The organism is Chryseobacterium cheonjiense (assembly GCF_012927265.1).
In the GTDB taxonomy this organism is placed as follows: domain Bacteria; phylum Bacteroidota; class Bacteroidia; order Flavobacteriales; family Weeksellaceae; genus Chryseobacterium; species Chryseobacterium cheonjiense.
The window spans coordinates 243488-258067 of the sequence record NZ_JABBGF010000001.1; the positions used below are offsets into that span (position 1 = coordinate 243488).

Here is a 14580-nt window from a genome sequence, read left to right on the forward strand (position 1 = left end):
AAAATAATTTTAAATACCTTAAACTATGAAAACAATTTTAAAAATTCTGGGTGTCATTCTTCTTCTTATTGTTGTATATGCAGTGATTGCCATGCTGGCTTTCGGCAACAAATATCATTACGAAAAATCGATGGTTATCAAGGCTCCGAAAGAAAAAGTATGGCAGCAGATCAGCTCTATGAAAACCTTTAACCGGTGGAATCCCTGGATGAAGCTTGATCCGAATATGAAGCTTGCTTATTCCGGAAATGAAGGTGAGATTGGTGATAAATACTGTTGGGACAGTAAGAATGATGATGCAGGGGCAGGATGTCAGGAAATCAAAGAGCTGGTGCCGAACCAAAAACAGAAAACAGAGATGATTTTTAAAAGACCATTTGACGGGCAGGCTACTTCCGAAATTGTCTTGTCACCAGAAGGAAATGATACAAAAGTAACCTGGACGATGGATACGGAACAGGAGACCTGGATGAAAATAATGCGGCCAATGATGGATTATCAGATGGGAAAATCCTATGAAGAAGGTCTTACCAACCTCAAAAACTTAGTTGAAAAATAAAAAACCAAAGCCTTGCACTTCTGCAGGGCTTTTTTTCTTGCTATTTTTCCCGGCCAATCTGATTAATAGAGTTATGATCTTCTTTATATTTCGGATTGGGTCCGTACCTGTTATCTCTTCTATCCCCATCAGCAAATATCATAACAAAAAAATAAAAAGGAATGAATTGGAACCAGCCACTGTTCCCAACATCATGACATCTTTTTACACCTTGGGTTATTCTGAAAACGGTTCCTGCAAACCAGGTGGTGATAACGATAATATAAAAAAAGATAAGATTGGTAAGTGCCGCTAAAAACACACTTCCAAATAATGCTGCGGCATATATGAGGCAGGATAATACAAATTCAGTTCTTCTGATTCTTCCGCGTATGGAAAAAATATCTTTAAACATCATCTTAGTTTTTAAAAATTAAAAGACAAAAGTAAAAATTATTTAAAAAATATTATCTTTATATAAAGATTCGATGTATGGAGAAGACAGTATTTGAGAAAAATAACATAAGAGATTATGTAAAAACCGTGATTGCTGAAAAGATTGAAAAGCTGAAGAATTTTATTGAATTCACTCAGGAGGCAAGCCGGGATATAAAAAAAACTCCGAAATATGACAGCATGCGTGAGGAAATGCAGGAAGAAATTTACCAGATGCAGCGTCAGTTGGGAGCGTTGAATGATTTGAAAAGAAACATGGCCAAAGTACTGAATAACTCCACAGAAAGAGTGCAGCTGGGTTCTTTGGTGATTACGAATAAAGCCAGGTTCTATATTTCAGTATCACTGGGAGAATTCTTTTTTGAAGGCGACAGATTCTACGCCATCTCTTCCGAAAGCCCGATGGCTAAAAAAATGATGGGAATGAAATCAGGAGATGAATTTACCCTGAATAAAATTCATCAGAAAATTGTTGAAGTACTTTAGTAGGAATGGTGAAGTAAGTCAAAGGTTGTCATTCCGAGCAGGTATGCATAAGAGTCTTTAGTAGTTCTGGAGTATCCTCTATTGGTCGGAATGGAATCCTTAAAATAAATTTGAAATAAACGTATATCACTAAAACTATCAACCGCCAACTTTTTCCTAATTTTGTGTTATGAATAAAGCAGAAGGTTTAAAAGAAATCATAGCACAAAGAAGAAGCATTTTCCCAAAAGACTATACCGATACGGAGATTTCCCAGGAAATCCTTGACGAAATTTTGCATTCGGCAACATTGGCTCCCAACCATAAACGTACAAAACCATGGCGATTTAAGGTGTTCAGAGGAGAAGAAAAAGCAAAGCTTGCCTTAGAAATGCAGGCAATCTATAAAGCAACACAGCCGGAACAACTTTTTTTAGAAAAGAAATACAACGATATTGGTTTTAAGATCAATAAAGCAGATTCGGTTGTTTCTATTGTGGTCAATTTCAGCGGAATGGTCCCGGAATGGGAGGAAATTGCAGCAGTTTCAATGGCCGTTCAGAACATGTATCTTACCTGTACGGCAAATCAGATCGGATGTTACTGGAGCTCTCCGAAATTGGTAGATCACTTGAAAAATTCTTTGAGCATCGAAGAAAACCAGAAGTGTTTAGGCTTATTTTATTTGGGGTAACCTTCAATAATAGCCCTGATCGAGCGGTCTGTCTGAGCTCTTTTTAGGTTTCGGCGGCGGCTTTGCCGCCGCCGAAACCTAAAAAAGCGAGTAGCGAGAGCAGGTTCCCGGCTCCTGAAAATTGCCTGAATTGATAAAACTTTTTACACAGCTCTTTTTACTTCAAACTTTTTTGTTATCTTTGCACTCTTAAAATATTTAACTGGGACGAGTTCCCTTAAAATTCAAACATTATGTCAGTAAAAATCAGATTACAAAGACACGGTAAAAAAGGAAAACCTTTTTTCCACATCGTGGTTGCAGATTCCAGAGCTAGAAGAGATGGTAAATTCATCGAGAAGTTAGGAACATACAACCCAATTACTAACCCTGCAACAATCGATTTAAATGTTGATTCTGCTGTAAAGTGGTTAAACAACGGTGCTCAGCCAACTGATACGGCAAGAGCTATTCTTTCTTACAAAGGTGCCCTTTACAAAAAACACTTACAAGGTGGTGTTGCTAAAGGAGCTTTTGATGAGGCTGAAGCTGAAAAAAGATTCAACGCTTGGGTAGAAGCAAAAGACGCTAAAGTACAAGGTAAAGTTGAAGGATTATCTAAAGCACAGGCTGATGCCAAAAAAGCTGCTTTGGACGCAGAAGCTAAAGTAAACGAAGCAAGAATTGCTGCTGCTGCACAAGCTAATGCCGATGCTAAAGCTGCTGAAGAAGCTGCTAATGCACCTGCTGAAGAAACTACAGAAGGAGAAGCTGCTGCTGAATCTACAGAAGAAAACACTGAAGCGTAAAAAAAGCCCCGTATGCGTAAAGAAGATTGCTATTTATTAGGAAAAATCACACGCAGACACGGACTTGCGGGAAATGTTATCCTTAAACTGGATACCGACCAACCCGAGCTTTACAATAAATTGGAATCAATATTTGTTGAAATCAACGGATTATTGGTTCCTTTTTTTATTGAAAGAACAGCATGGAGCAAATCTGATGCATTGAATATTTCTTTCAAAAATTCTTCGGAAGCGCTGGTAGACCAGTCGTTAGGCAAGAATGTCTATTTGCCACTTTCAACCCTGCCAAAGCTTTCCGGTAAACAGTTTTACTATCATGAGATCATCGGGTACAATGTCCTTGATGAAAATGATAACGACTGCGGCGTGATACGATCTGTAAATGATCAGACCGCGCAAACCTATTTTATTACCAATCTTGACGGAAAAGAAGTGGTAATTCCTATCATCAAAGACTGGATTCTTGAAGTGAACAGAGATGAAAGATTCATCAAAATGCACCTTCCTGAAGGCCTTATCGATGTTTTTCTGGTTCCTTCCAAAAAAGATGAATAATCTTAAAAATTCAGCTTTAAACATTCACTTATCCACAAGTTCCTTATCAAATTACTTTTGCTCAAATACTGCGGGCAATAAATAATCCTGTATTATTTTTTCAACCTGCGAATGGGCGTAAGGCTGCCCATAGGCACTTGCTGTAATAACAATCACTAATGGCTGGTCTTTAAAAACCAGAATATAGTTTCCGCCATTTCCTGCACAATAGTATGCTTCGTATAATTTGTCTTTTGATTGGTAGCTTTTATTCCAGAATAGATACCCATAATATTCGTTCTCCCTACCGTATATTTGTTTTTGTTTTGTAAAAGTTCTGTCGACCCATTTTTTGGAAAGAATCTGTTTTTCATTCCAAATCCCGTTATTTTTATAAAGCTGGCCATACTTTGCGAAATCCAATGCATTCATTTTAATTCCACCTGCTGTGTTTGGAATATTTTGTGGGGTATATTGCCATTCATAATGATTGATTCCAAGAGGTTTAAACAACTTTTCGTCGGCATAATTCTTTAAACCATTGGGAATTGATTGATCAAGAATGTCTCCTAAAACAACCACTCCGGCAGTGAAATAGTGCCATTGATGATTAAGTTTTTCCTGAAAAGGCAAATTCAGCGCAAACTTTACCCAATCTGAAGTGGGGTACATATTCTCTTCGTTTCCGGGACTGTTACCGTCTTCATCGTTTCCATCCAATCCGGAACTCATTGTCAAAAGGTCTTTAATGGTAACCTGCTCTTTGGCTGTACTGAAATTTTCATATTGATGAAGCGGATAAAAAGTTTTAAGCGGTTGCAATTCATTTTTGATATAACCGTCGGAAATTGCTTGCCCCATCAATGTTGAAGCAAATGATTTCCCGACAGAGCGGGGGTCGTGAAGCGTTTCTCTAGTTTCGTCATTGAAATATTCCTCAATTAATATTCCTCCGTTTTTTATAACAACAATACTGTTTATCTTTTTAAATATTCCTTCATTTATAGACCCTTTCAGTAATTTTATTTTTTCTGTATCGTATTTTTCTTTAGATACAAAAAATCCATTGTAAGGAACTATTTTATTTAAAGTAATCGTTGAAATGTCAATTTTTGGATTTCTTATTACGTTTAGCTTCAGACTTCCGGTAGCAATTATTTCGCCTGTATTTATAGTGTCAATTTTTATGTAAGGTCGGATTTCCATTTTCAGAGTATGACTGCCATCCGAAAGCGCTTGATCTCCGCCATTATGAATAAATCGATTCCAAAAAGATTCGCTCCAGGAACCCTGACCATTCAAATTATCTATAAAAGGTCGGTTTAACGAAGTAGCCTTATCCTGGATTTCTGGTTGTGGAGCTCCCGGCATTAGATTGCTTTTATAAATTTCTTTTCCGTCCACAAACAATGTAAACTGATAATTTCCGCTTTTGAATAAAGAATCTACTGGAATTTCAGGTGCCAGAAAATGCTTGTAATTAGTCAGAGAATTGTCAAAATAAGTAACAAAAAAAAGATTGCTCTTGTTGGTAAGTGTATAAGAATCCAAAAAGTCTTTCTGCTGTAAAATATCATTTCCGATTTTCTTATCAGTAAAAAATATTTTCCCGATGTTTTTTTTCTGTAATTCTGTTTTTATACCTTCCGTTTCGACCATATTTAATTTTTGTCCGAAAGAAAAAAATTGAAACATTATCGCTAGCAATAAAGTCAGATAGGATTTATATGGTTTTGAGAATGTAGACATGAGTATCTTTTTTTATCTGACAAAATTAGACTTTCACTTTTGTAGAAAATAGAATGAAATTAACATAGCTATTTCTTCAGAATATTTCTATACTTTAAAGGGGTGATACCTATATTTTCTTTAAAACACCGGATGAAATGGCTTTGGTCGGAAAAACCGCATTCCAGCGCAACTTCCGATAAAGACTCAAAGTCATTCATAATTTTTAAAGAATTTTCCACTTTTAGTTTCCTGAGATATTCTCCCAAAGTGCAGTGAAAATATTTCGGAAAATCCCTGCTCAAATGGATTGGGTGAATGTTTACTATTTTTGCAAGGTCTGATAAATTCAGTTTTTCAGTAAAAGTTTCATGAAGAAGCTCATCGATTTGCTTTACCCAGACAGGATTTTTTCCTGTATTGTTTTTTGAGCCGGTTATTTTGTGGAAAATATTGAGCAGGAGTTGATCTACTGATGCCTCAAAAGAAGGGTCAATACTTTTTGTTTCATTGGAAATACGGTACATCAATAGCTTTACTGCCGGATTTTTAATATTAAAGCTTCCTTCCGATTTATCTTTTAATAGCTGATTTCTATTAAACCAATCTTCCGAAATTTCAATATGGAAACCTCTTGTAAAAACATCAGGTTTTGTATTGTAGTGCGAGTCCTGCCAGTGATGGTAGAGCAAGGTTCCGGCTTCGCATTCGTACACTTCTTTTTTATTACCTTCAGTCATATTTCCCTGCAGTAAAAATGTGAAATAAGGATTTTCGTGATAATGCCAGTCTACAAATGAATGCGTATATTCAGTATCTGTAATTGTTAATCCCCCGAAACGCAAAGTTTCGGTAGTTTGTCCAAAGAACTCACCATTACGAAGATTTTTCATAGCGCAATTTTTTGTTTTAAATCTTCAATCTGCACATATATTTTATTGAAAAACTTCTTCCGGTCACGATTACCGGAAGTATTGAGCGACTTTGAGTTTTTAATCTGATGTTCAAAGTAATTCTGCGTTTCTTTGCAGGTCTTTTCGTCATTAATCAATAAATACCCGAACATATTGGTGGGAATGGCAAAAAGAGACTGTTGCGGATGATGGAAAAATATATCATTGGAGAGATGCATCAGTTCATTTTCATACAAATGGAATTTTGGGTTGTTCTCAGTTTTCTTTTCAATATATTCTATTAATTCCTTCAGTTCCTGAAGGATAATTCCTGCTTCATTTTTTTTCAAAAGACCCGTTTCGTGATAATATACAATTTGCTGTAAAACACTGGCGGCAGTCATGTCATTCCACAATTCAACCACGTTCTGTTCTTCATATATTTTTCTTAATTCTTTGGTATTCAATTCAAAATTAGGAGGAGAAAATTCTAAGAAAGGGATAAAGACCTGTTGGGCATTAAGAAGATTCATCCAGACATAAACCTTAAAACGGGAAAGCAGCGTATCTGAAAGGGTGTAAAAGAAAGGGATGTCTTTCGCGGAGTAATAGATGGTCATTTCATTACTGAGCGGCAGATTTTCAAAAACGGTAAGGTTATTCCTGAAAAAAGATTCCAGATCTTCGGTTTTAGATACTGCTGATGTTTTTCTCACAACAATCTGATGGTCGGAAATCTGAAACTGATCCAAAGAAATCTGGAAATATTTCGCCAGTTCCAGAGCTTCTTCAAAACTGAATTTTGCTTTCAGGGAACTTCTTCGGTGCGCGGCATCGTAGCTGATATGGAGAATATTGGCAATTTCGTCATTCAACGAGTTATCACCGATTTTTCTCCGGATTTCTTTAAGCAAACGTTCCTGATGCATATTTTGCGATTTTCACAAATTTAGAAATTTATTTTAATTTTTTTCCGCATTTATCCCATTACTTTTCACCAATATTTTTGAAGTATAATTTTAAAAATCAATAAACTATTATGAAAACACTGCCTTATATTTTAATCTCTTTACGGTTTATTCTTGCGCCTGTCATTCTTTCCTTATCTTATTTTATTGGTGAAAAATCCAGATTTTTAATTTTAATATTGATGTACTTTGGATTATTAACGGATATTTTCGATGGAATAATTGCCCGGAAAACAGGAGTTTCTTCTGAAAAATTAAGGAGACTGGACAGTCAGACCGATATGGTTTTCTGGCTTTCTTTGGGATTCGCAGCATACTTTTTAAATCCTGATTTAATAAAAGATGAATGGATTGGCGTCGTTATAATTCTGGGAATGGAGGCTTTATGTTATATCGTAAGCTGGGTGAAATTCGGAAAAGAAACCTGTACCCATGCCTTTCTGTCAAAAATGTGGGGATTGAGTCTGCTCGTGGCATTTACTTATCTCATTGGCTTTCAACAAGCGGGATGGTCATTTTATTTATCTGTCATTTTAGGATTTATCGCACATATCGACGTAATTATGATCATTCTGATTCTTCCGAAATGGCAATATGATGTTCCGAGTTCTTACCACGCATGGAAAATCAGAAAAGGAAAAAAGAGGAGAAAGTCGGTATTGTTCAATTGATAATCATCCCAACATATTTTTACCTTAAATAATTGATAAATGATTTAATTAAAACGGAGCAATCTTTATATTGCTCTGTTTTTTGTAACTTTGCACTCATTAATTTTTACACAAAAATTTTAATCAACAAATGAAAAAGCAGACAATTAAGGAAATCCTGGAGGATTACAAGAAAGTATTACATCATGACATTACGGTTTACGGCTGGGTAAGAACATTCCGTGCCAATCGTTTCATCGCGCTTAATGATGGTTCTACGATTAATAATTTGCAGATTGTTGTTGATTTCGAAAATTTCGACGAAGAAATTATTTCTAAAATCAGTACGGCAGCTTCCCTTAAAATTGTTGGTGAAGTGGTAGAAAGCCAGGGTGCAGGACAGGCCGTAGAAATCCTCGCGAAGAAAATTACCATTTTAGGAGATAATTTTACGGAGGAGAGAGACAAAACCATCCTTCAGCCTAAAAAACACTCGCTGGAAACATTAAGAGAGCAGGCTCACTTAAGATTCAGAACCAATTTATTCGGAGCGGTCTTCAGAGTGCGTCACGCCGTAAGTTTTGCCATCCATTCATTCTTCAACCAGAATCGGTTCTTTTATATCAATACACCTGTAATTACCGGTGCAGATGCGGAAGGAGCGGGAGAGATGTTTGGAGTTACCAACTTTGATTTAAACAATATCCCGAGAGATGAACAGGGAGACATTGATTTTGCACAGGATTTCTTCGGAAAAAAGACCAACCTAACGGTTTCCGGACAGCTTGAAGGGGAAACGGCAGCAATGGGATTGGGAAGAATTTATACATTCGGTCCTACGTTCCGTGCAGAAAATTCAAATACGACAAGACACCTGGCAGAATTCTGGATGATTGAACCGGAAGTCGCTTTCAACAACTTGGAAGATAATATTGACCTTGCGGAAGATTTCCTGAAATATGTGATACAGTATGTTTTGGATAACTGTAAAGACGATCTTGAATTCCTGGACAAACGTTTTGAAGAAGAGCAAAAATCAAAGCCGGAAAAAGAAAGAGCGAAAGAAGGTCTTATCGAAAAACTTGAAAATGTAGTTTCCAAACGTTTCAAGAGAGTTTCTTATACGGAAGCGATTGAGATTTTATTAAACTCTAAAGAAAATAAAAAAGGCAAATTTGTATATCCTGTTGAAAAATGGGGAACTGATCTTCAATCGGAGCACGAAAGATATTTGGTTGAAAAACACTTCGAAAGTCCCGTAGTTCTGTTTGATTATCCGAAAGAGATCAAAGCATTCTACATGAAGCTTAATGAAGACGGGAAAACCGTTGCGGCAATGGATGTTCTTTTCCCGGGAATCGGTGAAATCATCGGAGGTTCTGAAAGAGAAGCACGCTTGGATGTATTAAAGCAGAAAATGGCAGAAATGCATGTGGATGAGCATGAACTTTGGTGGTATTTAGACACCAGAAAATTCGGTTCTGTTCCGCACGCCGGTTTTGGATTAGGATTAGAAAGGCTGGTTCTTTTCGTAACGGGAATGACGAATATCAGAGACGTAATCCCTTTCCCTAGAACACCGAAAAACGCAGAATTCTAAAAACATTCTTAAATACTGAAATCCTTCTGTTTAAAACGGAAGGATTTTTTTATTGACATTACTAAAATTTTGGAAATGAGCACGATTGTAAAATGTCTTAATTAATAAAAATTTTCTCTTTATTACAAAGTTAATAAAAATTCAGTTGAAATTCTCGCTTTTTGGGGCAACAGGAGAAACCCTGATAAATTGGAAATATAAATAATAAAAAGCCCTGACAAACATTGGTCAGGGCTTTTCTGTTTATTTTAAATAGCTTATTATACTGTAACTACTGCAAAAATCGTGCTAAAATTTATTTTTGTCAGAATATTTTACTAAATTCGTGCAATATGTTATGTTAAAACACCATCTAGTAATATGCTTAAACAACACTTACAACTCAAATTAGGACAAAAGTTGGCGCCTCAGCAGATTCAGTTGATGAAGCTGATCCAGCTTCACACTCTGGAATTTGAAGAGGAACTTGAAAGAGAATTGGAAGAAAATCCTGCATTGGAAATTGTAAAAGAAGAATCTAAAGAGGATGATTTCTCGTCTCTGGAAGACTCTTATGAAAGTGAGGGTACGGAAAGCATTGAAACGGATTTTGATGTAGACCAATATCTTTATGACGACGAGCCAAACTATAAAACAGCATCCAGCAATTATTCCCCTGACGACGAAGAATTTGATAATGAAAGCCTTTTAACCGAAGGGCAGTCTCTTTACGATTATCTTCTGGAGCAGATCCATCTTGTGAACATAAGCGAAGAGGATGAAAAAATTGCAGAATATCTCATCGGAAACTTAGATACAGATGGCTACCTCAGAAGGGAAATAAAATCAATTGTTGATGACCTCGCGTTTTCACAGGGTATTTATACCACTAAGGAAAGAGTAGATGATATCCTTGAGAATTATATCCAAAAGCTCGATCCGCCAGGTGTAGGAGCGAGAGGACTTCAGGAATGTCTTCTTTTGCAGATCGAAAAGAAAGTAAGTTCTGATAAAGCGGTTTCTCTGGCTGCCAATATTTTGAGGTATCAGTTTGATGCGCTTACCAACAAACATTATAACAAGATTATTCAGAAATATGATATTGAGGAGGAAGATCTGAGAGATGCGCTGGATGAGATTTCAAAACTATCTCCAAAAGTAGGAGGAAATTTTGATACTCAGACCATTACCATCAATCAGGAGATTATTCCGGATTTTGTAATACAGGTAAAAGACGGACAGGTACTTCCGATGCTGAACAGTAAAAATGCTCCTACGTTAAGGGTTTCTGAGGAATATAAAGATATTTTAACAACGTATTCTCACGATAAAAATTCGTCTGAACATAAGCAGGCTGCATTATTTATCAAACAAAAGCTTGACGCTGCCAAATGGTATATTGATGCTATTAATCAACGTCAGAATACCTTATTGCAGACAATTACTGCAATTGTAAAATTTCAGAAAGACTATTTTATCACGGGAGATGAAAAATCGTTAAAACCGATGATTCTGAAAGATATTGCCGATATTACAGGATTTGATATTTCTACCATTTCAAGAGTCGTAAAGAGCAAATATGCCGATACTCCCAACGGAATTATCTATCTCAAAGACCTTTTTTCAGACAGTCTTACCAATGATGACGGGGAGGAAGTTTCCACAAAAGAAATTAAGACCCATCTTCAGGAGGTGATCAGCAAAGAGAATAAAAGGAAGCCACTAACCGACGATGCGCTGGTAATGATCCTGAAAGAACAGGGGTACAATATTGCCAGAAGAACAATCGCCAAATACCGCGAACAGCTCAATATTCCGGTTGCAAGATTAAGAAAAGAACTTTAAAATAAAAAGCACTTCAACATGAAGTGCTTTTTTATGATATTTAGTTTATTAGAAATATTAAATTTCCTGAGAATCAATTTCTCTGAGCTGCTTAAGATTTTTATCAAGCTTACTCATGATTATTCCATAAACCAGCCTGTAGTAAAGCCAGATCAGCAATACTGAAAATGCAGTGGTCACAATGACCCCGACTACAAATATGGTCATCTCAGAACTTTTAGGCTCTACATTCTGGGCGTTTAAAGAGTAAAATATAAAGATGGTAAAGATTGAGGTAAACGCTACCAACAGGAGAATACTGATCAAAATAAAGGCATTGACGGTTTTCTTGAATGTAATAATTCTAGTTATCAATCCTTTAAGATTTTCCTCAATTCTTATTTTACGGTAATTCTGATAAAATTTAAATACAAAATATGCTGTTACAATAATGCTCAACACCTTCAGTATCCAGTAAATGTTATCGAAGCTGCTTTCAATCTGAGGTGTTTTCTGTGCGCCCAGCTTTTCCAGGATGTTGAGAAACCCATTGTCTTCTTCACTCTGAAAGAAATAAAAGATCCCCATTACAGAGAATAACAAAAATTCCGCTACGCTGATCCAGAAAATATATTTCACATAATTTCGTGATTTTCTGTTGAGCATCTTAAGGATTTCATTGTCGTCGTATTTCTTCTGAACAGGTTGTTCCTGCCACGTCTTCTTAAAGCTGTCTAAATCAAATTCAGGCATATTTTTCCATCTTTTCTTTAAGGGTTTTCTTTAATCTGTTCATTTTCACACGCGCATTAACTTCGGTGATCCCGAGGTTTTCTGCAATATCCTTGTAAGGCAAATCATCCAGATACATCATTACAATCGCTCTTTCCACATTGGGAAGCGTTTTTATTACAGTGTACAAAAGTGATACCTGCTGTTGCTTTTCATCATCATCTTCAATAAAATCGGCATGATTGATGTCCAGTTCATTGGTGGGTAAACTTTTGGCTTTTTTCCTGAAGAGGGTAATGGCCGTGTTAAGGGCCACGCGATACATCCATGTAGAAATTTTAGAATTTCCTTTAAATGAGTCATAACTTCTCCATAATTGTAACACAATTTCCTGAAAAAGATCTTCCTCATCCTCCAAAGAATTGGTATATAAACGCGAAACTTTGATAATCAAACCCTGATTATCCTTGATAAGCTGCGCAAATTCTTTTTCCTTTGAGGCCAATGTGGATGTGTAATTTTTGTAGCACGAAGATAAAGAAAATATCAATTTAAGCATGTAATAATTTAACAATCTAGCAATTATTAAAGTCGGCGTGAATTTCCATTGTTGTGTTGGTGCATTGCTGAATTGTAACATTTAATCGTATCTTTGCAGCCACGAGAAAGTCGGCTTGTTGATTTCCCGTTTTCGGGAGGTAGGAAAGTCCGGACACCGTAGAGCAGCAAAGCGGATAACATCCGTCACCCGTGAGGGTAGGACAAGTGCAACAGAAAGGATGTACAGTTCGGCTGTAGTGAAATCAGGTAAACTCTTTGTGGTGCAATGATAAGTATATCGGTTCTTTTCAGTAATGAAAATAGGAGTTGCTCGCTCTGAAAGCCGAGGGGTAATCAGCTAAAGTCCTGCAGCAATGCAAGACGCAGATAAATAACAGGCACTTCTTCGGAAGAACAAAATCCGGCTTACAGATTTTCTCGTGGTTTTTATAGTTTGTAGCAAAGCTGGAAATTTAAACGTAAATATGTTGAACATCATATTCAGGCTTTTATCTTTCCGAATTATTCACTTTCAAGTTGCTTTTTCGCCTTCTCCAATTCTGCGCGGTCTTCATCAGATAATGTAGGATATTGCAGGTTCATTTTTTCCAGAGTGTCAATAATAATCTGTATGGCTGCAACTCTTGCGAACCATTTGTCATCTGCCGGAATTACATACCAGGGAGCATAATCCTTTGAAGTTTCATTAATGGCTTCCTCATAACATGCCATATATTTGCTGAATAACGCTCGTTCAGGAAGATCGGCCGCCGAAAACTTCCAGTTTTTTTCCTGTTCGTTAATTCTGTCTAAAAGCCTTTTCTTCTGCTCATCTTTAGAGACATGTAAGAATATTTTTACGATTGTAGTTCCGTTATCAGTAAGATGTTTCTCGAAATTTCTGATGCTTTCATACCGGTTTTTCCAAAACTTATCATCAAAATCCTTTACAGATTTCCATGTTTTTTCGTTCAGGTTATATTCAGGATGTACCTTACATACCAGTACGCTTTCGTAATGAGAGCGGTTAAAAATTCCGATCATACCTTTTGGAGGAAGTGCGATATAATGCCTCCATAAGAAATCATGAGCATATTCTTTCGGGTTCGGCGTTTTAAAACTGGTAACATTGCATCCCTGGGGGTTTACCCCGCCGAAGACATGTTCTATAAGGCTGTCTTTTCCTGCTGCATCCATGGCCTGCAAAACAACCAGAATAGATTGACTGCCGTCAGAATACAGTTTTTCCTGCAGCTCACGAAGCTTTATCTTTTCAAGGATAAGCAATTGCTCGCCCTCTTCTTTGGTAAGTTTCCCCTTAAATTGGGTAAGAGCTTTTTTAATCGAAAATTTTCCCTTTACTAAAAAATCATCTGAGAAATTGGTGTCCATATTTTATTTAGTTATTAAAAGATAAAAGATAAAAGATAAAAGATAAAAGATAAAAGATAAAAGATAAAAGATAAAAGATTACATTAAACATTAAACATTAAACATTAAACATTAAACATTAACTCATCTAAATTTCAGCCAAACCTTACCTAAATATAATAAAAAAACCGCCTCCCTGAGACGGTTTTTTTATTTTTTGAGTAGAGATTACTTTGCAGCAGCTGCTTTTTTAGCAAGTTTTGCAGCTTTTTTCTCTTCCTTAGCTTTAGCCTTCAATTCAGCAGGAGTTAAAGGTTTTGGATCCGGAGCGTTTGGATCTACGTTTCCTTTGATGTAGATTACGCTTCTGCTGTTTGCAGGATCATTGGAAAATACTTCGATCATTTTGTTGAAACCACCGTTGATGGCAGTGTTGTATCCAACTTTGATTTTAGCAGATTTCCCGGGCATAATAGGATCTTGGCTGAATTCAGGGGTTGTACATCCACAAGATGCCTTTACGTTTGACAGGATAAGAGGCTTATCACCGGTGTTGGTTACTGTAAAAAATCTTATGCCGTCTGAACTTGGCTTGATTGTACCGTAATCAAAAGTTGTTTTATCAAACGTGATCGTTTGTGCAGATGCAAGAGCGAAAGTTCCGAACAATGCAATTCCTGCGATTAATTTTTTCATATTCTTGAATATTAAATATGTTGTTAGATAAATTTTGAGAAACAAAGTTAAAAATTATTTTAATTCATACTTAAAATTTTTTTTCTTTAGACTATTTTTGCAAATTGTAAATTAAAGTAATAGA

At 36.3% G+C, this 14580-nt stretch carries 16 protein-coding genes and 1 other RNA gene; 9 read left to right on the forward strand and 8 right to left on the reverse strand.

All coding sequences use genetic code 11. The features are described from left to right. The first annotated feature begins 25 nt into the window (after positions 1-25). Positions 26-559: an SRPBCC family protein gene (locus tag HHL20_RS01200; protein ID WP_228463068.1), complete on the forward strand. Its 534-nt coding sequence runs from the start codon at positions 26-28 to the stop codon at positions 557-559. 40 nt (positions 560-599) lie between these two features. Here HHL20_RS01200 and HHL20_RS01205 read toward each other — a convergent pair whose 3' ends face one another. Next, complete coding sequence (locus tag HHL20_RS01205; RefSeq protein ID WP_228463069.1) at positions 600-956, reverse strand: DUF805 domain-containing protein; 357 nt, start codon at positions 954-956, stop codon at positions 600-602. 74 nt (positions 957-1030) lie between these two features. Between HHL20_RS01205 and HHL20_RS01210 the strand changes: the two genes are divergently transcribed. The 4 genes from HHL20_RS01210 to rimM all read left to right on the forward strand — a co-directional run bounded on the left by HHL20_RS01210 (position 1031) and on the right by rimM (position 3496). Continuing rightward, positions 1031-1480, forward strand: coding sequence for a GreA/GreB family elongation factor (locus tag HHL20_RS01210; RefSeq protein WP_169229387.1), 450 nt, complete (start codon positions 1031-1033; stop codon positions 1478-1480). 169 nt (positions 1481-1649) lie between these two features. Beyond that, entirely contained in the window at positions 1650-2153 is a 504-nt protein-coding gene (locus tag HHL20_RS01215) for a nitroreductase family protein (protein ID WP_169229388.1), read from the forward strand. A 233-nt stretch (positions 2154-2386) separates the two neighbouring features. Next, a complete protein-coding gene (locus HHL20_RS01220) occupies positions 2387-2941 on the forward strand; it encodes a 30S ribosomal protein S16 (protein ID WP_169229389.1) in 555 nt (184 codons plus the stop codon). 12 nt (positions 2942-2953) lie between these two features. Next, positions 2954-3496, forward strand: coding sequence for a ribosome maturation factor RimM (gene rimM / locus HHL20_RS01225; protein ID WP_169229390.1), 543 nt, complete (start codon positions 2954-2956; stop codon positions 3494-3496). Between the two features lie 51 nt (positions 3497-3547). On the opposite strand, the gene HHL20_RS01230 is transcribed toward rimM, so the two are convergent. From HHL20_RS01230 to HHL20_RS01240, 3 genes are all read right to left on the reverse strand, one after another. Next, positions 3548-5224, reverse strand: coding sequence for a serine hydrolase domain-containing protein (locus tag HHL20_RS01230; RefSeq protein ID WP_228463070.1), 1677 nt, complete (start codon positions 5222-5224; stop codon positions 3548-3550). Positions 5225-5292: 68 nt separating this feature from the next. Next, positions 5293-6096 (reverse strand): helix-turn-helix domain-containing protein, encoded by an 804-nt coding sequence (locus HHL20_RS01235; protein ID WP_169229391.1) that lies wholly within the window; start codon positions 6094-6096, stop codon positions 5293-5295. Further along, entirely contained in the window at positions 6093-7025 is a 933-nt protein-coding gene (locus HHL20_RS01240) for an XRE family transcriptional regulator (RefSeq protein ID WP_169229392.1), read from the reverse strand. Before HHL20_RS01240 ends, HHL20_RS01235 begins: the two co-directional genes overlap by 4 nt. A 110-nt stretch (positions 7026-7135) precedes the next feature. Here HHL20_RS01240 and HHL20_RS01245 point away from each other — a divergent pair, with 110 nt between their 5' ends. From HHL20_RS01245 to rpoN, 3 genes are all read left to right on the forward strand, one after another. Continuing rightward, entirely contained in the window at positions 7136-7735 is a 600-nt protein-coding gene (locus HHL20_RS01245) for a CDP-alcohol phosphatidyltransferase family protein (RefSeq protein WP_169229393.1), read from the forward strand. A gap of 130 nt (positions 7736-7865) precedes the next feature. Next, positions 7866-9314 (forward strand): asparagine--tRNA ligase, encoded by a 1449-nt coding sequence (gene asnS, locus HHL20_RS01250; RefSeq protein WP_169229394.1) that lies wholly within the window; start codon positions 7866-7868, stop codon positions 9312-9314. A gap of 360 nt (positions 9315-9674) precedes the next feature. Then, a complete protein-coding gene (rpoN, locus tag HHL20_RS01255; RefSeq protein ID WP_169229395.1) occupies positions 9675-11138 on the forward strand; it encodes an RNA polymerase factor sigma-54 in 1464 nt (487 codons plus the stop codon). 57 nt (positions 11139-11195) lie between these two features. Here the strand turns inward: rpoN and HHL20_RS01260 are convergent, their stop codons facing one another. Together HHL20_RS01260 and HHL20_RS01265 are read right to left on the reverse strand one after the other, a co-directional pair. After that, positions 11196-11870, reverse strand: a complete 675-nt coding sequence (locus HHL20_RS01260) for a beta-carotene 15,15'-monooxygenase (RefSeq protein WP_169229396.1) — start codon at positions 11868-11870, stop codon at positions 11196-11198. Continuing rightward, positions 11863-12354 (reverse strand): RNA polymerase sigma factor, encoded by a 492-nt coding sequence (locus HHL20_RS01265; protein ID WP_029294680.1) that lies wholly within the window; start codon positions 12352-12354, stop codon positions 11863-11865. The genes HHL20_RS01260 and HHL20_RS01265 overlap by 8 nt, the downstream gene beginning before the upstream one ends. Before the next feature lie 156 nt (positions 12355-12510). Here HHL20_RS01265 and rnpB point away from each other — a divergent pair. Continuing rightward, positions 12511-12834: RNase P RNA component class A (gene rnpB / locus HHL20_RS01270), an RNA gene on the forward strand. 77 nt (positions 12835-12911) lie between these two features. Here rnpB and HHL20_RS01275 read toward each other — a convergent pair. Both HHL20_RS01275 and HHL20_RS01280 read right to left on the reverse strand, forming a co-directional pair. Then, on the reverse strand, positions 12912-13781 hold the full coding sequence (locus HHL20_RS01275) for a polyphosphate kinase 2 family protein (protein ID WP_169229397.1): 870 nt from the start codon (positions 13779-13781) through the stop codon (positions 12912-12914). Between the two features lie 207 nt (positions 13782-13988). Further along, positions 13989-14456 (reverse strand): DUF1573 domain-containing protein, encoded by a 468-nt coding sequence (locus tag HHL20_RS01280; protein WP_169229398.1) that lies wholly within the window; start codon positions 14454-14456, stop codon positions 13989-13991. Between the last annotated feature and the right edge of the window lie 124 nt (positions 14457-14580).